The organism is Bacillota bacterium, assembly GCA_023511835.1.
GTDB lineage: Bacteria > Bacillota > Sulfobacillia > JAIMAT01 > JAIMAT01 > JAIMAT01.
The window spans coordinates 1-22,072 of sequence record JAIMAT010000012.1 but is presented as its reverse complement, the minus strand read 5'-3'; the positions used below and the strand labels follow the sequence as shown (position 1 = coordinate 22,072).

The 22,072-nt window shown below is 74.8% G+C and carries 21 protein-coding genes and 1 tRNA gene; 3 read left to right on the top strand and 19 right to left on the bottom strand.

What is annotated here, in order from left to right; translation table 11 throughout:
• Complete coding sequence (mraZ, locus tag K6U79_03835; GenBank protein ID MCL6521487.1) at positions 1-483, bottom strand: division/cell wall cluster transcriptional repressor MraZ; 483 nt, start codon at positions 481-483, stop codon at positions 1-3.
• Between the two features lie 297 nt (positions 484-780).
• On the opposite strand from mraZ, the gene K6U79_03830 reads away from it, so the two are divergent.
• Positions 781-856 (top strand) — tRNA-Ala (locus tag K6U79_03830).
• Between the two features lie 52 nt (positions 857-908).
• A complete protein-coding gene (locus tag K6U79_03825; GenBank protein ID MCL6521486.1) occupies positions 909-1,409 on the top strand; it encodes a methylglyoxal synthase in 501 nt (166 codons plus the stop codon).
• Here K6U79_03825 and K6U79_03820 read toward each other — a convergent pair.
• The 17 genes from K6U79_03820 to tyrS all read right to left on the bottom strand — a co-directional run bounded on the left by K6U79_03820 (position 1,348) and on the right by tyrS (position 18,047).
• Positions 1,348-1,956, bottom strand: coding sequence for a 5-formyltetrahydrofolate cyclo-ligase (locus K6U79_03820; GenBank protein ID MCL6521485.1), 609 nt, complete (start codon positions 1,954-1,956; stop codon positions 1,348-1,350). The genes K6U79_03825 and K6U79_03820 overlap by 62 nt on opposite strands.
• A complete protein-coding gene (locus tag K6U79_03815; GenBank protein MCL6521484.1) occupies positions 1,946-2,362 on the bottom strand; it encodes a biotin/lipoyl-binding protein in 417 nt (138 codons plus the stop codon). Before K6U79_03815 ends, K6U79_03820 begins: the two co-directional genes overlap by 11 nt.
• Complete coding sequence (locus K6U79_03810; GenBank protein ID MCL6521483.1) at positions 2,359-2,613, bottom strand: hypothetical protein; 255 nt, start codon at positions 2,611-2,613, stop codon at positions 2,359-2,361. Before K6U79_03810 ends, K6U79_03815 begins: the two co-directional genes overlap by 4 nt.
• A gap of 30 nt (positions 2,614-2,643) precedes the next feature.
• Positions 2,644-4,188, bottom strand: a complete 1,545-nt coding sequence (locus tag K6U79_03805; protein ID MCL6521482.1) for an acyl-CoA carboxylase subunit beta — start codon at positions 4,186-4,188, stop codon at positions 2,644-2,646.
• On the bottom strand, positions 4,185-4,613 hold the full coding sequence (gene mce / locus K6U79_03800) for a methylmalonyl-CoA epimerase (GenBank protein MCL6521481.1): 429 nt from the start codon (positions 4,611-4,613) through the stop codon (positions 4,185-4,187). Before mce ends, K6U79_03805 begins: the two co-directional genes overlap by 4 nt.
• A gap of 18 nt (positions 4,614-4,631) precedes the next feature.
• A complete protein-coding gene (locus K6U79_03795; GenBank protein ID MCL6521480.1) occupies positions 4,632-5,051 on the bottom strand; it encodes a cobalamin B12-binding domain-containing protein in 420 nt (139 codons plus the stop codon).
• A 37-nt stretch (positions 5,052-5,088) separates the two neighbouring features.
• A complete protein-coding gene (locus tag K6U79_03790) occupies positions 5,089-6,762 on the bottom strand; it encodes a methylmalonyl-CoA mutase family protein (GenBank protein MCL6521479.1) in 1,674 nt (557 codons plus the stop codon).
• A 122-nt stretch (positions 6,763-6,884) separates the two neighbouring features.
• Positions 6,885-8,147, bottom strand: coding sequence for a Glu/Leu/Phe/Val dehydrogenase (locus K6U79_03785; GenBank protein ID MCL6521478.1), 1,263 nt, complete (start codon positions 8,145-8,147; stop codon positions 6,885-6,887).
• A gap of 386 nt (positions 8,148-8,533) precedes the next feature.
• A complete protein-coding gene (gene tgt, locus K6U79_03780; protein MCL6521477.1) occupies positions 8,534-9,655 on the bottom strand; it encodes a tRNA guanosine(34) transglycosylase Tgt in 1,122 nt (373 codons plus the stop codon).
• A 55-nt stretch (positions 9,656-9,710) separates the two neighbouring features.
• Positions 9,711-10,748 (bottom strand): tRNA preQ1(34) S-adenosylmethionine ribosyltransferase-isomerase QueA, encoded by a 1,038-nt coding sequence (gene queA, locus K6U79_03775; GenBank protein ID MCL6521476.1) that lies wholly within the window; start codon positions 10,746-10,748, stop codon positions 9,711-9,713.
• 21 nt (positions 10,749-10,769) lie between these two features.
• Positions 10,770-12,227 (bottom strand): anti-sigma factor domain-containing protein, encoded by a 1,458-nt coding sequence (locus K6U79_03770; GenBank protein ID MCL6521475.1) that lies wholly within the window; start codon positions 12,225-12,227, stop codon positions 10,770-10,772.
• Positions 12,208-13,023, bottom strand: a complete 816-nt coding sequence (locus K6U79_03765; protein ID MCL6521474.1) for a sigma-70 family RNA polymerase sigma factor — start codon at positions 13,021-13,023, stop codon at positions 12,208-12,210. Before K6U79_03765 ends, K6U79_03770 begins: the two co-directional genes overlap by 20 nt.
• Positions 13,024-13,178: 155 nt before the next feature.
• Positions 13,179-13,934, bottom strand: coding sequence for a YebC/PmpR family DNA-binding transcriptional regulator (locus K6U79_03760; GenBank protein MCL6521473.1), 756 nt, complete (start codon positions 13,932-13,934; stop codon positions 13,179-13,181).
• Between the two features lie 96 nt (positions 13,935-14,030).
• The gene (gene nadE / locus K6U79_03755; protein ID MCL6521472.1) at positions 14,031-14,750 is read right to left on the bottom strand and encodes an NAD(+) synthase; all 720 of its coding nucleotides are present in this window, start codon (positions 14,748-14,750) and stop codon (positions 14,031-14,033) included.
• A 61-nt stretch (positions 14,751-14,811) separates the two neighbouring features.
• Positions 14,812-15,747, bottom strand: a complete 936-nt coding sequence (gene cysK / locus K6U79_03750) for a cysteine synthase A (protein ID MCL6521471.1) — start codon at positions 15,745-15,747, stop codon at positions 14,812-14,814.
• A gap of 180 nt (positions 15,748-15,927) precedes the next feature.
• A complete protein-coding gene (gene yunB / locus K6U79_03745; protein ID MCL6521470.1) occupies positions 15,928-16,707 on the bottom strand; it encodes a sporulation protein YunB in 780 nt (259 codons plus the stop codon).
• A 38-nt stretch (positions 16,708-16,745) separates the two neighbouring features.
• Positions 16,746-18,047, bottom strand: a complete 1,302-nt coding sequence (gene tyrS, locus K6U79_03740) for a tyrosine--tRNA ligase (protein ID MCL6521469.1) — start codon at positions 18,045-18,047, stop codon at positions 16,746-16,748.
• Between the two features lie 113 nt (positions 18,048-18,160).
• On the opposite strand from tyrS, the gene K6U79_03735 reads away from it, so the two are divergent.
• Positions 18,161-20,710: a PBP1A family penicillin-binding protein gene (locus tag K6U79_03735; protein MCL6521468.1), complete on the top strand. Its 2,550-nt coding sequence runs from the start codon at positions 18,161-18,163 to the stop codon at positions 20,708-20,710.
• Here the strand turns inward: K6U79_03735 and K6U79_03730 are convergent.
• On the bottom strand, positions 20,667-22,072 hold a 1,406-nt coding region (locus K6U79_03730), incomplete at its 5' end, for a Smr/MutS family protein (GenBank protein MCL6521467.1). The two genes, K6U79_03735 and K6U79_03730, sit on opposite strands and share 44 nt — an antisense overlap.

Genomic DNA, 22,072 nt, shown 5'->3' with positions numbered 1-22,072 from the left:
TCACCCCCGCGCACCCGTCCCCGCCTCGCCGGGAGCCGTCTTCTCCGGGGCCGTCGCCCCGGGCGCGAAAAGCCGCTCGGCCACCGCCTCGTAGGCGGGGCCCGTCCCGGCCGCATACGCCTCCCACGCGGCCGCAGACCAGATCTCGACCCTTTCGGAGAGACCCAGGATGGCGATCTCCCGCTCGATCCCCGCGTACTCGCGCAGGGCGGAGGGGATGAGGAGGCGCCCCTGGCGGTCGACCTCGCCCTCCACGGCGCCGGCGAAGAAGAGCCGGGCGAAGGCGCGGACGTCGGCCTGGGTGAAGGGGAGCCGAGCCAGCCCGGCCCGCAACTGCTCCCACGCCGGGACAGGGTAGACGAAGAGGCAGCGGTCCAGACCGCGGGTGAGGACGACGCGGCTGCCCAGCTCTTCGCGGAAGCGGGCCGGGACGGTCATCCTGCCCTTGGCGTCCAGGCTGTGGCGGTACTCCCCGATCAGCACGCCGCTCTCGCCGCCGTTCCCAGGCAGGCTTCCCACTTAGCTCCACTCTGCTCCACTCTCCGCCCTCTTCGGCCCACGGATCGGATCTCCTGCCCCACCGTTGAGCCCCTGGCCCCGACGGCCGGCGCCCGTCGACCGCGCTCGCGCGGCGGCGCGCCGCGGCGACGGCGGTCGCAGCCGCCCGCCGGCGGCTTCCCGCCGCCGACGGAGCCCGCCGTCGGCGCGCGGCGAAGCGCGTCCCGCCGTGCCGCGCTTGACCGTCCGCGCGCGCCCCGGCTATACTGGGGGGCGCCGCGAGGGCGTGTAGCTCAATTGGGAGAGCGCTAGCATCGCAAGCTAGAGGCAGCGGGTTCGAATCCCGCCACGTCCACCAGCTTTTCAAAGTTTCCGAGACGAAGTCCTGGAAGCACGGAGGGAGACGGGGGGTGGTCGCCGAGGGGCAGGGCGACCGCCCTTCGTCGCAGGACCGGCAGGCCGGAGAACAGCCGGCTCGCCGGCCTGACGGCGGGGAGGCGGGGCTCTTGCGCATCGCGCTGGTGGCGCACGACCGGCGGAAGCCGGAGATGGTGGACTTCGCCCTGCGTCATCGCGGGGTGCTGGCGGCCCACCAGCTGGTGGCCACCGGCACCACCGGCCGGGTGGTGGCCGAGGCGACCGGGCTGGCGGTGGAGCGGCTCCTCTCCGGGCCGCTGGGCGGCGACCAGCAGGTGGGGAGCGAGATCGCCCAGGGGCGCATCGACGCCCTCTTCTTCTTCCGCGACCCCCTGACCGCCCACCCGCACGAGCCGGACGTCTCCGCGCTGCTCCGGCTCTGCGACGTGCAGGGCGTGCCCGTCGCGACCAACCGGGCGACGGCGGAGGCGCTCATCTTCGCCCTGGAGCACGGCCGGGTGGCCCGCATGGCTCCGGCCCCGCTGCCTCGGTGAGAAGCCAGCCCGCCGCCCGGTCCCACGGGGCGCGCGGCAGCCGTTCCACGAGGCTCCCCGCGTAGGCGACGCCGACGCTCTCCGCCCGCAGCCCGGGCTCTGCCAGCCAGCGGTCGAAGTAGCCGCCCCCGTACCCCAGGCGGTAGCCTTCCCGGTCGAAGGCCACGCCCGGGAGGAGGAGCAGGTCGACCTCGCCGGGCGCCACGGCCGGCGCCTCCGGCGGCGGTTCGGGTATGCCCAGGGGCCCCGGGCGGAGCGCCATGCCCGGGAGCCAGCGGCGGGCCAGGATCCTGCCCGTCGCCGGGTCGGTGGCCGGCAGCGCCACCGCGCCGCCCCGGCACCGCCGCCAGCGGAGCGCCGGCGCGAGATCCGGCTCGCCCCGCCAGGCGACGTAACCCATCACCAGGGCGGCGCGACGGAAGGGCGGCCAAGCGAGGAGGCGGCGGTTGAGCGCCCGGTCCCAGGCCCGCCGCTCCTCCGCCGCCAACCCTCGCCGCCAGGCCAGGAGCTCCCTGCGCAGGCGCTTCTTCTCCTCTTCAATCGGCAGCCAGGACGAAGAGGAGGTCGCCGGTGTTCACCGCCTCGCCGGCCCGGGCCGCGACGCGGGCGACCACGCCGCTGACCGGCGCCGTGATCTCGTTCTCCATCTTCATCGCCTCGAGCACGCAGAGGACGTCGCCCTCCCGCACCCGCTGGCCGCTCGCGGCCCGCACCTCCAGGACGACGCCGGGGAGCGGCGCCAGCACCTCTTCGCCGCCCGCGCCCGCCTCCCGCGCCGCCGGCGCGGCCGCCTCCGGGCCGGGCGTCGGGGTGGCGGCCACCGCGGGCGCGGGCTCCGGGGGTGCGGCCGCGGCCGGCGCCGGCCGGCCCGCGGCCTCCGTCGCCGCGTCGAGGCTCTCCACCTCCACCTCGAACTCCTGACCGTCCACGCGCACCCGATAGCGTCGGATCAACGCCCGCGACCTCCCCGCATCAGCATCCATCGCTCGCCTGCCCGCGTGGCGGCCAGCCGCGCGGCCAGCCGCCAGGCGGCCGGGGGCGCCTCCGCCACGGGAGCGCCGCCCGCCGTCGCGGCGGCGGGCGCCGCCGCGAGCCGTTCTTTCTCTTCCGCTTCCGCCGCCGCCAGCGCCGCCAGCAGGGCGGCCAGGAGCGGACCGGAGGGCACCGTCTCTCCCCCGACGCGCGCGTCCGCGCCCTTCTCCATCCCGCCCTCGCCCTCCCTCACGCCGGCCGTTCAGAGCGGCACGTTCCCGTGCTTCCTCGCCGGGCGCTCCTCGCGCTTGGCCTCCAGCGCCTCCAGCGCGCCGATCAGCCGGCGGCGCGTCTCGCCCGGGAGGATGACGTCGTCGACGAAGCCGCGCTCGGCCGCCAGGAAGGGGTTGGCCAGCCGCTCGCGGTAGTCGGCGACGCGCCGCTGCCGCTCTGCGGCCGGATCCTCGGCCGCCTCGATCTCGCGGCGGTAGATGATGTTGGCCGCCCCCTCGGGGCCCATGACGGCGATCTCGGCGCCCGGCCAGGCCCAGGCCGCGTCCGCCCCCAGCCCGCGACAGCACATGGCGATGTAGGCGCCGCCGTAGGCCTTGCGCAGGACCACGCTCAGCTTGGGCACCGTCGCCTCGGCATAGGCGTAGAGAACCTTGGCGCCGTGGCGGATGATGCCGCCGTGCTCCTGCGCCCGCCCGGGGAGGTAGCCGGGCGTGTCCACCAGCGTCACCAGGGGGATGTTGAAGGCGTCGCAGAGCCTGACGAAACGGGCGATCTTGTCCGAGGCGTCGATGTCCAGGGTGCCGGCCAGCGTCCGCGGCTGGTTTGCGATGACGCCCACGACGCGGCCGCCCAGCCGCGCGAGGCCGGTCACCGCGTTCTGGGCGAAACCCGCCTGCAGCTCGAACCAGCTGCCTGCGTCGACCAGCCCGTCGATGACGCGGCGGACGTCGTAGGGCCGGTTGGGATCCTCGGGGATCACCGAGGCCAGGGCCGCCTCCGCCTCCGGCTCGGGCTCGCGCGGCTCCGCCCGGGGCGGGTCGTCCAGGTTGTTGGAGGGGAAGTAGCCGAGCAGGCGGCGGACCAGGGCCAGCGCGGCGCGATCGTCGGGGGCCACCAGGTGGGCGACGCCGCTCCGGCTGAAGTGGGCGCGCGCGCCGCCCAGCTCCTCGAAGGTGATCTCCTCGCCGGTCACCGCCCGGATGACGTCGGGACCGGTGATGAACATCTGGCTGGTCCCCTCGACCATGACCACGATGTCCGTCAGCGCCGGGCTGTAGACGGCACCGCCGGCGCAGGGACCGAGGATGACGGAGATCTGGGGAATGACGCCCGAGGCCAGGGTGTTGCGCCGGAAGATGCCGGCGTAGCCGTCCAGCGCCGCCACGCCTTCCTGGATGCGCGCCCCTCCCGAGTCCTGCAGGCCGACCAGCGGCGCCCCGGCGCCGAGCGCCATCTCCTGGAGCTTCTGGATCTTCTGGGCGTGGACCTCGCCCAGCGTGCCGCCGATCTGGGTGAAGTCCTGGGCGAAGGCGAAGAGCGGACGTCCCTCCACCCGGCCCCAGCCGGTCACCACCCCGTCTCCGGGCGCGCTCCGCCCCTCCAGGCCGGCCACGTCGCCCCGGTGCGAGGCCAGCTGCCCCGTCTCCTGGAAGGTGCCCGGGTCGAAGAGCAGCTCCAGCCGCTCGCGCGCGGTCAGCTTGCCGCGCGCGTGCTGCTGCGCGACGCGCTCGGGGCCGCCGCCGGCCAGCGCCTCCTGCCGGCGGCGGAGCAGCTCCGCCTCTCTCTCGCTCAAGCCTCCTCCTCCTCCGGCTCCGTCTCCTTCTGGGTCAGCTCCACCAACACCCCGCCGAGGCCCGCCGGCCTGAGAAAGGCCACCCACTGGCCCTCGGCCCCCCGCCGCGGCTCGCGGTCGACGGGCTCCAGGCCGGCCGCCTCCGCCTCGCGGAGCGCCCGGCGGATGTCCGCCACGGCCAGCGCCAGGTGGTGGAGGCCGGGGCCGCGCCGGGCGAGGAAGCGGGCCACCGTCCCCTCCCCCTCCAACGGTTCCAACAGCTCCACACGCCCGCCGCCGGCGAAGGGTAGGAGCGCCACGCGGACGCGCTCGCCCGCCACCTCCTCCACGCGGGCCGGCGCCAAGCCCAGCGCGGCCCAGGCACCCAGTGCCGCCTCCAGGTCGTTCACCGCCACCCCGATGTGGTCCAGGGCCGGCCTCTCCATGGGCAGGCTCCTCCTCCCTCAGCCGCGCTCCGCCAGCCGGCGCTCCCGCGCCAGGTCGGCCACCGCGCGGACGATCTCCTCCAGCGGCGTCCCGGGCGGGAAGATGCGGGCGATGCCGGCCTCCTCCAGCTCGGCGGCGTCGCGTGGCGGAATGATGCCGCCCGCCACCACCGGCACGTCGCCCAGCCCGCGCGCGCGCATCTCGCGCAGCACCTCGGGGAAGAGCGTGCGGTGCGCGCCGGAGAGGCTGGAGAGGCCGACCACGTCGACGTCTTCCTCCAGCGCAGCCTGGGCGATCATGGCGGGCGACTGGCGCAGCCCCGTGTAGATCACCTCCATGCCGGCGTCGCGCAGCGCCTGCGCGATCACCTTGGCGCCGCGATCGTGGCCGTCCAGCCCGGGTTTGGCCACCAGCACGCGGATGGGTCGCTCCTCCACCTGCCCTCCCCCCCGCTCCGAGCGCCCGCGCCCCGGCTCAGAGGCCCGCCTCGCGCGCGGCGCTGTACTCGCCGAAGACGGTGCGCAGCGTGTCGGCCACCTCGCCCAGCGTGGCCCCCGCCCGCACGGCCTCCAGGATGGGCGGCATCAGGTTGGCGTGCGGGTCGCGCGCCGCCCGCTCCAGCGCCTCCCGCGCCCGCGCCACGGCCGCCGCGTCGCGCCGCGCCTTGAAGGCGCGGAGCCGTTCCACCTGCTCGCGCTCGACGGCCGGATCGATCTCCAGCAAGGCGCCCCCCAGCTCGGCCTCCCCGCCCTCTTCGCGGTAGACGTTGACGCCCACCACGGGCCGTTCGCCCGACTCCACGGCGCGCTGGTAGCGGTAGGCGCTGCGCCGGATGCGCTCCTGCATCCAGCCCTCCTCCACCGCCCGGACCGCCCCGCCCATGCGGTCGATCTCCTCGATGAGCGCCCAGGCCTCGCTCTCCAGGCGGTCCGTCAGCGCCTCCACGTAGTAGGAGCCGCCCAGGGGATCGACCACGTCGGCCACGCCGCTCTCCAGGGCGATGATCTGCTGCGTGCGCAGCGCCAGGCGCGCGCTCTCCTCCGTGGGCAGCGCCAGCGCCTCGTCGCGGGCGTTGGTGTGCAGCGACTGCGTCCCGCCCAGGACCGCCGCCAGAGCCTGGAGGGTGACGCGGACCACGTTGTTCTCCGGCTGCTGCGCCGTCAGCGTCGAGCCTGCGGTCTGGGTGTGGAAGCGGAGCATCCAGGAGCGCGGGTCGCGTGCGCCGAAGCGCTCGCGCATGATCTTCGCCCACATCCGCCGCGCCGCCCGGAACTTGGCGATCTCCTCGAAGAAGTCCATGTGGGCGTTGAAGAAGAAGGAGAGCCGGGGCGCGAAGCGGTCCACCTCCAGGCCCCGCCCGGTGGCGGCCTCCACGTAGGCGATGCCGTCCGCCAGCGTGAAGGCCAGCTCCTCCACCGCCGTGGCGCCCGCCTCGCGGATGTGGTAGCCGGAGATGCTGACGGTGTTCCACGAGGGCACCCGCTCCGCGCAGAAGGCCATCAGGTCGGTCACCAGGCGCATAGAGGGCTCCGGCGGGTAGATGTAGGTGCCGCGCGCCGCGTACTCCTTCAGGATGTCGTTCTGCACCGTCCCCGAGAGCTTCTCCGGCGGGATGCCGCGCCGCTCGGCCACGGCGATGTAGAGGGCCAGGAGCGTGGCCGCGGTGGCGTTGATGGTCATGGAGGTACTCACGCGGTCCAGCGGGATGCCCTCGAAGAGACGCTCCATATCCTCCACCGTGTCGATGGCCACGCCCACGCGGCCCACCTCGCCGCGCGCCAGCGGGTGGTCGGAGTCGTAGCCGATCTGGGTGGGCAGGTCGAAGGCGACGCTCAGGCCGGTCTGCCCCCGCTCCAGCAGGAAGCGGTAGCGCCGGTTGGACTCCTCGGCGGTGGCGTAGCCGGCGTACTGGCGCATCGTCCAGAGCCGGCCGCGATACATGGTGGGGTGGACGCCGCGGGTGAAGGGGTACCGGCCGGGGAAGCCCAGCCGCTCCAGGTAGTCGTCGCCGGCCAGCTCCTCCGGCGTGTAGAGCGCCTGCACCTCGATCCCGGACGGCGTCAGGAAGCGCTCCCGGCGCCGCGGCGCGCCCTCCGCCGACGCCTCCCACGCGCGCCGCGCGGCGCGCGCCTCCTCGTCCCAGCGCATGCCTCCCCCTCCCTTCCCGGCGGGCCGAGCCGCCCGGCCGGAGCGACGCCCCGCGCCCGCCGCACGACGAGGCGGCGAGGCCGCCCGGCCCCGCCGCCGATCCGGGCCCTTTCAGCCGCGCGCTAGAGCCATCCCCGGGCCTTCATGGCGTCGTAGACGCGCTGGACCGCCACCATGTCGGCCGCCTCCCGCATGCTGACGCCGCGCTCGCGGTGCATGGCGTAGACGCGGTCGAAGGCCCGGATCATCATCGCCTCGAGGCGCTGGTTGACCTCCTCTTCCGTCCAGTAGAAGTTATACAGGTTCTGCACCCACTCGAAATAGCTGACCGTCACGCCGCCCGCGTTGGCCAGCACGTCGGGGATGACCAGCACCCCGTTGCGGTTGAGGATGGCGTCGGCCTCGGGGGTGGTGGGCCCGTTGGCCGCCTCGCCCACGATGCGGGCCGCCACCCGGCCTGCGTTCTCCCCCGTCAGCTGGTTCTCCAGCGCGGCCGGGACGAGGATGTCCACCTCCAGGGCCAGCAGCTCCGCGTTCGTGATCTCGCGCGCCCCGGGGAAGCCGACCACGCTGCCCGTCTCCTGCTTGTGGCGGAGGACCGCCTCCACGTCCAACCCGGCGGGGTCGTGGATGCCCCCGCGCGAATCGCTGACCGCCACCACCCGCGCGCCGCGCTCGGCCAGCAGGCGGGCGGCCACGCTGCCGGCGTTGCCGAAGCCCTGGACGGCCGCCGTCGCCTTGCGCAGGTCGATGCCCAGCCGCTCCGCCGCGCGCGCCACCGTCACCACGCAGCCTCGCCCCGTCGCCTCGCTCCGGCCCAGCGAGCCGCCCACCTCGACCGGCTTGCCCGTGATCAGACCGAAGACGTTCCGCCCCTCCAGGCGGCTGTACTCGTCCATCATCCAGGCCATGATCTGAGGGTTGGTGTAGACGTCCGGCGCCGGGACGTCCTTCTCCGGCCCCACGATGGGCGCGATGGCCCGGATGTAGCCCCGGCTCAGCTCCTCCAGCTCGCGCGGGCTCATCTCCTTGGGGTTGCAGACCACGCCGCCCTTGCCTCCGCCCAGCGGGAGGCCGAGCAGCGAGCACTTGAGCGTCATCCACATGGAGAGCGCCTTCACCTCGTCCGGATGGACGGCCGGATGGAAGCGGATCCCCCCCTTGGCGGGGCCCAGCGCGTCGTTGTGCTGCGAGCGGTAGCCGGTGAAGAGCCGGACGCTTCCGTCGTCCATGCGCACGGGGATCTGGACCTCCAGGAAGCGCCTGGGCGCCTTCAGCAGCTCGAAGGCGCCCTCCGGCAGCTCCAGCGCCTCGCAGGCGTGGCGGATCTGTCCCTTGACGATCTCGTAGGGGTTGGTCGTCTCCTTCACCAGCAGGTCGGCCATCCGTCCGTACCTCCTTCGCTTGGCCCGCCACAGCCCTTCGGGGCCGCGCGCGGTCCTGCCTCGCCCGCCGCGCCGCGGCAGTCGCCCTGCGGCGACGGCGGTCGGGCGAGCGGGTCGACCCTCCCCGGGGGCGCCGTCCTCCCCCGGCCCGCCCCGCCGCCCGGGAGCCCGGAGATGCCAAGGGCCTGCAGGAATCGCTCCTGCAAGCCCCCGGACCGCTCCTCCCGTTCCAGTCTCCCCCATCCGCGCCGGGCCGGATGCGACGGCCGGCGGGCCGGCGGCAGCAGCCTCCGGCCCGTCCTCGCCATCCGTCCCTCCCCGTGGGGCACCCTCTCCGGCAAGACCCGCTCACTCCGTCCTCTGTGTAGGGCCCTTTCCTCCGCTTGTCAATCCTGGCTTTGCAAGCCGTTTTCCGGCCACGAAAGCCAGCTTCCGCCGGCGGGTCGGCCCTCGGCGATCTCTCTTCGCAGGTCGGCCATCAGATCTTGCACGAAAGTGATGTTGTGCAGCGTGAGGAGCCGCCGCCCCAGGCTCTCCCCCACCTTGAGCAGGTGGCGGAGGTAGGCGCGGCTGAAGTGCCGGCAGGTGGCGCAGCCGCACGCCTCGTCCAACGGCCGCCCGTCGTCGGCGAAGCGGCGGTTGAGGAGGCGAAGGACGCCCCGGCGCGTCCAGGCGGTGCCGTGGCGGGCCACCCGCGCCGGCTCCACACAGTCGAAGAGGTCGACGCCGCGCCGGACCGCCTCCACCAGCTCGCGCGGCGTACCCACGCCCATCAGGTAGCGCGCCTTGCCCTCCGGCAGCCGCGGCACCACCTCCTCCAGCGTGGCCAGCATCAGCTCCTTCGGCTCGCCCACGCTCAGGCCGCCCAGGGCGTAGCCGTCGAAGTCCAGCTCCACCAGCTCCTCCGCCGCGCGCCGGCGCAGCGCCGGGTCGACGCCGCCCTGGACGATGCCGAAGAGCGCCTGGTCGGCCCTCCCGTGGGCCCTCCGCGCCCGCGCGGCCCAGGCGCCGGTCAGGCGGACCGCCTCCTCCAGCTCGCGCCGGGAGACGCCGTAGGGCGGGCAGACGTCGAGCACCATGGCCACGTCCGAGCCGAGCAGCTCCTGGACGCGCACGGCCACCTCCGGGGTCAGCCGCTGGAGCGAACCGTCCACGTGCGAGCGGAAGGTGACGCCCTCCTCGTCGATCTTCCGCAGCGGCGCCAGGCTCATCACCTGGTAGCCTCCCGAGTCGGTCAGGATGGCGTGCCGCCAGCCCATGAAGGCGTGAAGGCCCCCCGCCTGCGCCACCCGCTCCGCGCCAGGCCTGAGAAAAAGATGGTAGGTGTTGGCCAGGAGCATGCGGCTGCCCGTCTCCTCCACCTCCCAGGGTGCCAGGGTGCGGACCGCACCCAGCGTGCCCACCGGCATGAAGGCCGGCGTCGGCACCTCGCCGTGCGCCGTCTCCAGCACCCCCACCCGGGCGCGGCTCGCCGCGTCGGCTGCCAGCATGCGCCACCGGGGCCGCATGGCTCCCCGCTCCTCTCGCCGCGTCGGCCGGCCGCCCCCTGGCGGCGCGGCGCTCTCACAGGATCAGCATGGCGTCCCCGAAGGAGAAGAAGCGGTACCGCCGCTGTACCGCCTCCCGGTAGGCGGTCAGGATCCGCTCCCGCCCGGCGAAGGCGGCGACCAGCATGAGCAGCGTCGAGCGGGGGAGGTGGAAGTTGGTCACCAGGGCGTCCACCACCCGCCAGCGGTAGCCGGGGTAGATGAAGAGGTCGGTCCAGCCCCCGCCCGGCCGCAGGCTCCCGTCGGAAGCGGCCGCGCTCTCCAGCGTTCGCACCACGGTGGTGCCCACGGCCACCACGCGGCCGCCCTGCTCCCGCGCCCGCCGGATGGTCTCCACGGCCTGCTCGCCCAGCTGGAAGAACTCGGAATGCATGCGGTGCGCCTCCACCTCCCGCTCCAGCACGGGCCGGAAGGTGTCGACGCCCACGTGGAGCGTGACGGTCGCCTGGAGCACGCCTCGCCCGCGCAGCCGCTCCAGCAGCTCGGCGGTGAAGTGGAGCCCCGCGGTCGGCGCCGCCGCCGAGCCGGGCTCGCGCGCGTAGACGGTCTGGTAGCGCTCGGGATCGCGGAGCGGCTTGCGGATGTAAGGGGGCAGCGGCACCTGGCCCAGCTCGTCCAGCAGTCGCTCCCAGTCGCCGCGGTAGAGGAAGCGGACCTCCAGCAGACCCTCGCCGCGGTTGGCCAGCACCTCCGCCTCAAGCTGCGCCTCCTCCGCCCCCGGCCCGCCGAAGAGGAGGCGTACCCCCTGCCGCAGGCGACGCGCCGGCCGGCCCAGCACCTCCCAGACGTCCTCCCGGAGCGGCCGCAGCAGGAGGAGCTCCGCCCGGCCGCCGCCGGGCCGGTGCCCGGTCAGCCGCGCGGGACGGACCCGGGTGTCGTTGAGCACGAGGCAGTCGCCGGGTTGCAGGATCTCGGCCAGATCGCGGAAGACGCGGTGCTCCACCCGGCCCGTCGCCCGCTCCAGCACCATCAGCCGCGAGGCGTCGCGCGGCTCCGCCGGCTCCTGGGCGATCAGCTCCTCGGGCAGCTCGTAGTCGAAGTCGTCCACCAACACCGGGCGCACACCGGCGCGATCTTAATCCCCGCCGTCGCCGCCCAGCAAGCGCTGCACCCGCTGCCCCAGCTCCTCGAGGCCCGGTAGCCGGCCGGCCGCGCCCGCCCGGCCCTCGCCGGGCGCCCCGCCGGCACCGTCACCCCTCCCGCCCGTCCCCTCCGGGCACCGCCAGACTACCTGCCAGGCGCCCTGGAGGCGGAGCTCGCAGCCGGCGGCGGGCGGCGGCGGCACGCGGAAGGTGCGCAGCCGGTCGCCGTGGCGGACCACAGCGATGCCCTGCCCCGCCAGGAAGGTCAGACCTTCCGCGAACTGCCGCGCATCGCCCCGGCCGGGGGTGGCGACGCGGTCGCCCATCCCGCCGGAGGGAGACTCCGGCGGCTTTGCCGCCGGGCCAGCCCCGCGCGTCCCGCGAACCGCCTCGGACGGGCGTGCGGGCTCTCCCGCGGCGGCACCGGCGGCACCCGTGCCGCTCCCGCCCGCAAGGCCTCCCCCCGCGACCGCGCCCGCCCCGCCGGCACCGCCCGCGAGGCCGCCGGCCTGCGCATCCGCGGCGGGCCCGGCGGGCCCGGCGGCCCCGGGCCCCTCCTCCTCCGGAGTTCGCTGCCCCTTCCCGGGCTTCGCCGGGCGCGGCCCAGCCGGCTTCGGCCCGCCAGGCCCGGCCCCGGCCGCCCCCAGCACCTGGCCGCCCACCAGTTCCGGGAGGTTGACGCCCAGCGCCTGGAGCTGCCGGGCCAGGGCACTCCAGTCCTCCCCTGCCGCGACGGCGGGCAGGTGCGCCTCCAGCGCCGCCCGCGCCCGGCTGAGGCCGACGCTCTCCGCCCGGTCGCTGGCCGCGGCGCCCGGATTCGGCGCCTCCACCAGCACCACCGGGATCTCCCCCTCCGCCTGGGTGAAGAGCCCCTCCAGCCGCTTGGCGGCGGAGCGGACCTGCACCTCCACCGCCTGGAGCGAGCGCCCCGGGCCGGCGGGGGCGACGCCTACCAGCACGGGCGGCGGAGCCTGGCCGGCGGCGGGGCCGCCGGAGCGGCTGGCGCGCATCTCGGCGTCGCCGGCGGCGGCCAGCACCTGGCCTACCGGGCGGCCCTGCCAGGGCACCTGCCGGAGGATCTGCTCGGCCGCCGGCGAGAAGCCGCGTGCCTCGATCACGCGCCCCTGGCGGTCGGTGGTGAACTCCAGGCCCCCCTGCCAGTCCAGCGAGACGTAGGCCCAGGCGGCGGGGCGCGCCCAGGGGGCCAGGACGGCCAGCGCCACCAGCAGCACGGCGGCGACGGCCGCCGCCGCCCAGGCGGGCCGCCAGCGCCTGGCCGCGGGCGCGGGCGCCTCCAGGCGGACCTCGTCGCCCACCGCCCAGTCGGCGCCCGGAGGGAGCCGCAGCCGCCGGAACTCGCCCTCGCCGGTGAGGAGGACCACCCAGGGCCCCTGCCGTTCCAGGACCACCGCCCGTGACGCTTCTCGCCGCTCAGCGCTCATGCCGGTCACGCTCGCTCCGCCCCTCCCCGGAGAACCCTTCCTCGGGCGCCAGCGGCAGGAAGGCGCGCAACTGGGGGAAGTCTCCGCTCAGAAGGAGGACCACCGCCACCAGATAACTTCGCAGCCGGCGCAGCGTCTTGCGGCTGACGCCCAGCTCCGGGTCGGCCTCCAGCTCCTCCAGCGGCAGCTGGCCCGTCTCCAAAAGCCGCCGGCGGTAGGCGGGGGTGCGGGCGACGCGCCAGGCCACCCGCAGGGCGAGCTGACGGGTGTCGCGGTGGCGCGGTGACGAGCGCACCAGCTCGTCCAGGGAGAGGCCGAAGCGGGCCAGCTCGCGGCCGAATTCGGCGATCTCCTGCCGCCGGCCCAGGCGCTCGTCCACCTGCTCCTCGGCCTCCTGGGCGCCACCCGCTCCGGCCAGCTCGCCGGCCGGCTCCCAGCCGCCCTCGCCCTCCCCGTCGCCGCCGGCCAGCGCGGAGAAGGGGGTCTCAGGGTGGCGGCCCTGCGAGCGGAAGTAGTCCACCAGGCGGCGCCGGATCACCTGCTGGCCGAAGGGCAGGAAGCCCGCCCCGCGCGCGGGGTCGTAGCGGTCGATGGCCTCGTTGAAGGCGATCAGCGCCACGCTCGCCTCGTCGTCCTGGCCCAGGCGCAGGTAGCGCCCGCTGGCCTGGGCGGCCACGCGCAGGACGAAGGGCGTGTAGCGCGCGATCAGCTCCTCGCGCGCCCGCCCGTCGCCGGCGCGGGCCCGCTCCAGCAGGTCCGGGGACCAGCCGCCGCGCGACTGGGGCTCCGGTTCGGACGAGGGCATCGCCACCACCTCCCGGGCGGGTGCGCAACTCCCGCTGGCAACCGCCTGGATAGGACGCTCCGATCATACGACGAGAGGCGGCGGCCGTACGGCCACCGCCTCTCGTCGAAACCGGTCGCCCCGGGCGCTCGGCGCCTCCCCCCGGAGGCCGCTCCTCAGCCCTCAAGGCGTGCCATCTCCTCCTCGTCCACCTGGAGGTTCGAATAGACGTTCTGCACGTCGTCGTGCTCCTCCAGCGCCTCCAGCAGGCGGAGCGCCTGTTCGGCTTCCTTGCCCTCGACGCGGATCTCCGTCTTGGGCAGCATGCTGAGCGAGACCTCGGCGAAGCGGAGCCCCCGCTCCGCCAACGCCTGGCGGACCTGCTCCAGGTCGTCGGGCGCCGTGATCACCTCGTAGGCGTCGTCCGAAAGGCGGACGTCCTCGGCGCCCGCGTCGGCCGCCCACTCCAGGATCTCCTCCTCGCCCACCGGGTTCTCCTCGCGGCTGACCACCAGGTAGCCCTTGCGGTCGAACATCCAGGCGACCGAGCCCGCCTCGGCCAGGTTCCCGCCGTTGCGGGTGAACAGGTAGCGGACCTCGCTGGTCGTCCGGTTGCGGTTGTCGGTGAGCGCCTCCACGTAGACGGCGACGCCGCCCGGCCCGTAGCCTTCGTAGCTGACCTCCTCATACTGTTCGGCTTCGCCCGCACCCGAGGCCCGCTGGATCGCCCGCTGGATGTTCTCCATCGGCACGCGCGCCGCCTTGGCCCGCTCGATGGCCAGGCGCAGGGCGGCGTTGCTCTCGGGTTCGGGCCCCCCCGCGCGCACGGCCACCATGATCTCGCGCGCCATCTTCGAGTAGACGGCGCCCTTTTTGGCGTCCTGGCGCGACTTCCGGTGGACGCGGTTGTGCCACTTGGAATGGCCCGACATGGCTCTCCTCCCTCCCCCGCTCCGACGTGGGGGCAGCGCGATGCGGGGCGACGGCCCCGCCGCGCCCCCTGCCCCACCGATCATAGCACCGGAGCCTCAGGCGGGCGCCACGGGCGGCGTCTCGCGCTTGTGCTGTGAGCGCCGGTGCATGGCCTCCACCCGCTCGGCCACCTCGGGCCGGGCCTGGCCGGTGAGGAGGTAGCGGTCGAGGTCGGCGTAGGCCAGGCCCATCTCGCCCTCGTCGGTCTGGCCCGGCCAGAGCCCCGCCGACGGCGGCTTCTCCAGCACCGCCCGAGGCAGCGCCAGCTCGCGGGCCAGCTCATAGACCTCCGACTTGACCAACCCGCCCAGGGGGAGGAGGTCGACCCCGCCGTCGCCGTACTTGGTGAAGTAGCCCACGTAGAGCTCGCTCCGGTTGCCCGTCCCCACCACCAGGCCGTTGCGCGCGTTGGCCACGAAGTAGAGCGTCGCCATGCGCAGCCGCGGCTTCAGGTTGGCCAGGGCGAGGGAGCGTTCCGGCTGGGGACCGAGCGCCGCTTCGCAGGCCGTCCGCAGCGCGTCGTAGGCCGGGGCCAGGTCGATCCGCACCAGCTCGACGCCCAGACTCTCGGCCACCTCGCGGGCGTCCCGCTCGTCCTCCGGGCGCGAATGGCAGGGCAGGAGCACCCCCACCACCGGGGCACCGGTGCGGCGACAGAGGGCCGCCGTCACCGCCGAGTCGACGCCGCCGCTCAGCCCCACCACATAGACCTCGGCGCCGGCCCGACGGCGCGCCGCCTCCAGCCAGCCGGCCAGCCGCTCGACCCGTTCCGCCACCGCCTTCTGGCCTTGCTCTTCCGTTGCCCTCGCCTCCCCCTCCCCGCCCGGCCCGCCGCACCTAGGCCTCGTCGGGCGTGGCGAAGAGCGCCGTCGAGAGGTAGCGCTCACCCGTATCCGGCAGGATGACCACGATCAGGCGGCCCCGCATCTCCGGGCGGCGGGCCACCTGGACCGCAGCGTGCGCAGCCGCGCCGGAGGAGATGCCGGCCAGGATCCCCTCCTCGCGGGCGAGGCGGCGCCCCATGGCCAGCGCTTCCTCGGAACTGACGGGGATGATCTCATCGTAGATGGCGGTGTTCAACACGGGGGGGACGAAACCTGCCCCGATCCCCTGGATCTTGTGAGCTCCCGGTTCCTTTCCTGACAAGACGGCGGACTCGGCAGGCTCCACGGCCACGATGCGAACGCCCGGCTTGCGTGCCTTCAGCACCTCGCCCACGCCGGTGACGGTCCCACCGGTGCCGACGCCGGCCACCACCGCGTCCACCAGTCCGTCGGTGTCGCGCCAGATCTCCTCGGCGGTGGTCCGCCGGTGCACCTCGGGGTTGGCCGGGTTCTCGAACTGCTGCAACATCAGCGCCCCCGGTTGCTGCCGGACGATCTCCTCCGCCTTGGCGATGGCACCCTTCATACCCTGCTCGCCCGGCGTCAGGACCAGCTCGGCGCCCAGCGCCCGCAGCAGCTTGCGCCGCTCCAGCGACATGGTCTCGGGCATGGTGAGTACCAGCCGATAGCCGCGCGCGGCGCAGACGAAGGCCAGCCCGATGCCCGTGTTGCCGCTGGTCGGCTCGACCAGGAGCGTCCCGGGCCCGATCCGCCCCTCCCGCTCGGCCGTCTCGATCATGGCTAGCGCGATCCGGTCTTTGACGCTGGAGAGCGGGTTGAAGGACTCCAGCTTGGCCACCACGCGCGCCTCGGCCCCGTCGGTCACCCGCCTCAGCTCCACCAGCGGCGTGTTGCCGATGGTCCAGGTGATGTCCCGCGCGATGCGCATCCGCTTCCTCCCCTTTCGCAGCCCGGGCCCCGGCGCGGGCGCGGCGGGGGCCGGCCGGGCCGGCCCCCGCCTTGCGCGCGCCTCCGGCCTCGCGGCCGCCGCGCGCCGGCGGCCTCTGGCCCGCGCACGACGGCTCTCCGCTCCGGGGTTCGCCCGCCGGCGGCGGAATCCCTCCTTAGCCTACTGTTTTACTAGGATTTCACCGCCCGACGGCGGCCGGGCCGCCCGCCAGGCCACGCCGGCCAGGACGCCCGCGCCTCCGCCCGCCGGCGGCTGCGAGGCGCCCGCGCCGGGCGGCGCCGTCCCGCCCGTGGCCGGCGCGCCCGGCCAGGTGAAGAGGGAGGGCGGCACCGGGCCGACGATGATGGCCTCGGCCACGGGGACGTTCTGGGCCACCTCGATGGAGCGGACGACGGGCGGGATGACCACCGCCACGCGTCCGACCAGGCGCAGGCTGACCACGTGGCGGGTCTGGTTGATGCCGGCCGACTCGAAGCGCGAGGAGAGTTCGGCCGAGACCGGGCCGATGGGTTCGAAGGCGACGGGGATGACCGGTCCTAGGGCGGCCAGCACCTGAATATGCAAGAGTTGACCCAGCGGGATGGGGATGGCCTGGCGCTGGAGCCTGCCCATCCGCCGCTCGGCATCCAGGGTGACCGCGCTGACCAGCGCGTTGATCCGGGGCGTGTTCGGCTGGAGGAAGGAGACCTGCCCGTCGCTGCCGCGCACCACCGTGTAGAGGTCGCTGTAGCGGAGCTGCGAGCCGACTTCCTGGCGGATGGCGCCGTTGATCGCCTCCTCCGCCCAGGTCCGCGCCTCCTGGGCGGCCAGCGCCGCCACCGAGGGGGCCAGGAGGCGGTCGGTCTCGACCGTGCCGCCGGCCGCCAGCACCACCGCCAGGAAGAGGACCAACGCGAGGCGGCTGCCCCGCCTCCGCCGCGCCCGCCTGCGTCGCCGCATGGCCATCACCGCCACCGGGCCGCGGTGGCGATGGCAGCTTATGTGCCAGCCTCGCCCCGGGTTCCGCCGCCGGGCAGGCGGAGGCGGGCGAAGCGTCGCCGCCCCACCTGGAGGAGAAGCCCGTCGCGCACCTCCAGCCGCGCCTCGGGGTCCTCCACCCGCCGCCCGTCGACCCGCACGCCGCCCTGGAGGACGAGCCGCCTCCCCTCGCTGCTGCTGGCCACCAGGCCGGCCGCCAGCAGCAGGTGCGGCACATCCGAGCCGCCCTGGAGGAGGAGGTCGGGCGGCAGCTCCACCTCCGGCACCCGCTCGGGCAGCTCGTGCTTCCGGAAGACGGCCAGGAAGCGCTCCTCCGCCGCCCGCGCCGCCTCCTCGCCGTGGTAGAGCCGGACCACCTCGCGCGCCAGCAGCGCCTTGGCGTCGCGCGGGTTGAGGTGGCCGGCGGCCATGGAGCGCTCCATGGACTCCACCTGCGCCTGGGGGACGTCGGTACAGAGGAGCAGGTAGCGCCCCACGATCCGGTCGGGGATGGACATCAGCTTGCCGTACATCTCGTCGGGCGGCTCGGTCAGGCCCACGTAGTTGCCCAGGCTCTTGCTCATCTTCTGGACGCCGTCCAGGCCCTCCAGGATGGGCATGGTCAGCGCCACCTCGGGCTCCTGGCCGAGGGCGCGCTGGATCTCCCTCGCCATCATCAGGTTGAAGGTCTGGTCGCTCCCGCCCAGCTCCACGTCCGCCTCCAGCGCCACCGAGTCGTAGCCCTGGAGGAGCGGGTAGAGCAGCTCGTGCAGGCCGATGGGCTGGTTCTCGCGCAGGCGCCGGGCGAAGTCGTCGCGCTCCAGCACGCGCGCCACCGTGGTCAGCCCGCTGAGGCGGATGACCGCCGCCAGGTCCAGGGGCGCCAGCCAGGTGGAATTGCGCACCACGCGCGTCCTGGCCGGGTCGAGGACGCGGAAGACCTGCTCGGCGTAGGTGCGCGCGTTGGCCTCGATGGTCGCCTCGTCCAGCGGCTTGCGCGTCTCCGACCGCCCGCTGGGGTCGCCGATGCGGGCGGTGAAGTCGCCCACGATGACGACCACCTCGTGCCCCAGGTCCTGGAACTGGCGCAGCCGCCGCAGGACCACCGTATGGCCCAGGTGGACGTCGGGGCTGGTGGGATCCAGCCCCAGCTTGACGCGGAGAGGCCGGCCCAGGCGGGCCGACCGCGCCAGCTTCTGGCGCAGCTCCTGCTCCGAGACCACCGTCGCCGCCCCGCGGGTGAGGAGCCGGACCTGGCGGTCGAGCTCGTCGCCGGCTACGCTCTCCGCCTCTTCCCGCGCCCCGTCGTCCTCCGTCGTCAACGCTCCGTCGCCCTCCCCCCGGCGCCCAGGCGCCCCCGGCCCCGCTCCGCGGGGCCCTCAGGGACCAATGGTATAATTGCCGCGGCTGTCGGGACAGGGGGTATGCGCCCCGCATGTCGGGTCAGCACGTCCGCAACCAGCGGCGCCCGAGCCTGCGCGCCGGACGGATCGCCCTTCTCCTGCTTTTCGTCCTCTTCGTGGTCGCCGCGGGCGCGGGTGCCGGCCTCTTCCTGGCGGCGCTGAGGACGCTGCCGGAGCTGGCGCCGACGCCGCCCACCCCGCAGATGTCCTCCATCATCTACGACCGCTACGGCCAGCCCGTCACCACCATCTTCGCCACCCAGGACCGCACCTGGGTGCGCCTCTCGCAGATGCCCGCGGTGGTGCCCGAGGCCTTCGTGGCCATCGAGGACCGGCGCTTCTACCAGCATCACGGCATCGACGTGGTGCGCACCCTGGGCGCCCTCGTCAACGACCTGCGCGGCGGCTCGCTGCAGGGCGGCAGCACCATCACCCAGCAGCTGGCGCGGACGCTCTACAGCCAGGTGGGCACGGAGCGGACGCTGGAGCGGAAGATCCGCGAGGCGCTGGTGGCCCTGGCGCTGGAGCGCCAGTACTCCAAGCAGCAGATCCTGGAGATGTACCTCAACCTGATCTACTTCGGCCACTCCGCCTACGGCATCCAGGCGGCGGCGCGCGCCTACTTCGACGTGGACGCCAGCCGCCTGACGCTGGCCCAGGCGGCGACGCTGGCCGCCCTCCCCAAGGGGCCCAACCTCTACGAACCCATCGGCCACCCGCAGGCGGCGCTCCAGCGCCGCAACCTGGTGCTGGACGCCATGGCCGAGGCGGGCTACATCTCGACGTCGGAGGCCGAGGCGGCCAAGCGACAGCCTCTGGGCGTCCATCCGGCGCAGCGCATCGTGCAGAAGGGCTATCCCGATCCCTGGTTCGTCGACTACGTGATCCAGCAGCTGCTGCAGCGCTACAGCTGGAAGCAGGTCTACGAGGGCGGGCTGCGCATCTACACGACGCTCGACCCGCGCATCGACCAGCAGGCCCAGAAGATCGTCAGCGACGACCTCGCGGCCTGGTATCCGCCCGAGCAGCTGCGCCGGGCAGGGCAGCGGCCGCTCCAGGCGGCGGCCGTGCTGATGGACCCGCGCACGGGCGAGATCCGGGGCATGGTGGGCGGCCTCGAACACACCACCAGCCTGGGCAACAACTGGGCGGTGCTGCCGAACCGTCCGGGCTCCGCCATCAAGCCCCTGGCCGTCTACGTGCCCGCCCTCAGCCAGGGGATCACGGCCGCCACCGTCTTCGACGACTCGCCCGTCTCCTTTCCGCGGCCCGGCCAGCCGCCCTGGCAGCCGCGCAACTTCGAGAGCGGCCAGTACATGGGGCTGACCACCGTCCGCGAGGCGGTCCGCCGCTCGGTCAACGTGGTGGCGGTGCGCGTCCTCGACGCCGTGGGCGTCGACAAGGGCTGGTCCATGGCGCGCGCGCTCGGCCTGGAGTCGCTGACGCCCCAGGACCGGACGCTCTCGCTGGCGCTGGGCGGGCTGACGCACGGGGTGACGCCCGTGGAGATGGCGGTGGGCTACTCCACCATCGCCAACGGAGGCCTCCGGCCCAAGCCCCTGGTCATCCGCAAGGTGGTCACCGCCGACGGCAAGGTGCTGGAGCAGGACGACCCGTCGCTGACCCGCGTCATCAGCCCCCAGGTGGCCTACGTGATGACCGACATCCTCCGCTCCGTCGTAGAGGACCGGCCGGCCAACGGCTTCATCCTGCCCAGCCACACCGGCGGCGCGGCCCGGATCCCCGGCTGGCCTACGGCCGGCAAGACGGGGACGGACGAGAACTTCTACAACGCCTGGTTCGCCGGCTTCACGCCCACGCTGACCGGCATCGTCTGGATCGGCCACGAGGGCTCCATGGCGGCGCTGCCCGGCGGCATGCAGGGCGGCTCGGCACACGGCCCGGCCGGGCTCTTCCGTCAGCTGATGACCATGGCGCTCGAGGGGCAGAAGCCGGTGGACTTCACCCGGCCGCCCGGCATCGTCACCGTCCGCATCTCGGCCAAGTCGGGCAAGATCGCCGGGCCGCTCACCCCCGACCGCTGGGCGCGGGACGAGATCTTCGTGGCCGGGACGCAGCCGGCGGAGCTGGACGACGCCTTCTACACGGCGGAGGTCTGCGCCGAAGACCCCCAGCTCCTCTACCAGCCGGGCTGCGCCTGCACGCCGGTCAGCCGGCTCTTCCTGCGCCGGCCGCCCGTCGCCCAGGCGGCCGACATGGCGATGACGGCGCCCACCGCCAGCTGCAGCCCCTCCCCCGCCGGCCAGACGGGCGCGGGCGCGCCGGCAGCCACGGTGGTCGACCTGGCCATCGGCGAGGCCGGCTGGTCGCCCTCCAGGCTGGAGCTCTCCACCGGCAGCTACCTCTTCCGGATCCGGAACGAGAGCGGCCAGGCCCACCGCCTGGTCGTCGACGGCCTGGGCGTCCGCCTCGACTTGGCGCCCGGGCAGAGCGTGGCGCTCCCGCTCGACCTCTCCCGGCCGGGCACCTATCCCTTCCGCTGCGACCTCCACCCGGCCGAGCAGGGAGAGATCGCGGTCAGCGCGCCGGCTCCCGCCCCGGGCGGAGGAGGACCACCGTGACCCCCGCGCCGCCTTCCTCCTGCGGGGCCAGCCGCTGCTCCGCCACCAGCGGATGGCCCCGCAGGTAGTCACCCACCGCCCGCCGCAGGACGCCGGTCCCCTTGCCGTGGATGATGCGCACCCGGTCGAGCCCGGCGAGGAGCGCGTCGTCCAGGTACTTGGCCACCCGTTCCAGCGCCTCGTCGGCGCTCATCCCGCGCACGTCCACCTCCGGAGCCACGCTCTCCGCCTTGCGCCGCTCCAGCGCCGCCACGCCCGCGCCGCCCGCGCTCTCCGCCCTGCTCTCCCCGCCCGCGCCGGCGGCCCGCGCTCCGTCACGCGCCGGCAGCGGCCGCAGCTGGGCGAGCGGCACCTCGACGCGCAGGAAGCCCACCCGTACCACCGCCTGGCGCCCCTGCACCTCCAGCAGCTCGCCCTCGGTGCGCAGCGAGTCGACCCAGACCCGCTCCCCCGGCCGGGGCGCCCGTGCCGGCAGCACCGGCTCCGCCGGCACCCCCTCGCCGCCCGCGGTCGCCTCCTCCACGCGGGCGCGCAGGCGATGGAGCGCCTGCCGCGCCTCCTCCGCCTCGCGCAGCGCCTCCGGGCGGGCGGCCGCCTCCTCCAGCAGCCGGCGCAGCTCCCGCAGCGTGCGGTCGGCCTCGCGCTTCGCCTCCGCTACCACGGCCAGCGCCTCGGCGCGCGCCTCCGCGCGCAGGCGCTCCTCGCGCTGGCGGACGCGCTCCAGGCGCTCCTCGGCCTCCCGCGCCGCCTGCTGCTGGCGCTCCAGGAGGCGCGCCAGCCGCCTCCGCTGCGCCTCCAGTTCCGCGCGCTCCTCCTCCAGGCGGCGGACCAGGGCGCCCACTTCCTCCTCGCCCTCGGGCAGGAGGGCGCGCGCCCGCTCCACTACCCGCTCGGGCAGGCCCAGGCGGCGGGCGATGACCAGCGCGTGGGAGCGCCCCGGAAGGCCCAGCTCCAGGCGGTAGGTCGGCTGGAGCGTCGCCTCGTCGAAGGCGACGCTGGCGTTCTCCGCCCTGGGCAGGCGCGTGGCCAGCAGTTTCAGGTCACCCAGGTGGGTGGTGGCCAGCACCCGCGCGCCCCGTTCCAGCAGGTCTTCCAGGATGGCGGCGGCCAGCGCGGCCCCCTCGCGGGGATCGGTGCCGGCGCCGATCTCGTCCAGAAGGACCAGCGCCCCCGGCTCCAGCGCCTCCAGGATGGCCGCGATCTGCCCCATGTGCGAGGAGAAGGTGCTCAGGCTCTGCTCGATGCTCTGCTCGTCGCCCACGTCCACCCAGACCGAGGGAAAGGGGGCCAGCTCCGAGCCCGCCTCGGCCGGCACGGCGAGGCCGCTCTGCGCCATCAGCGCCAGGAGGCCCAGCGTCTTCA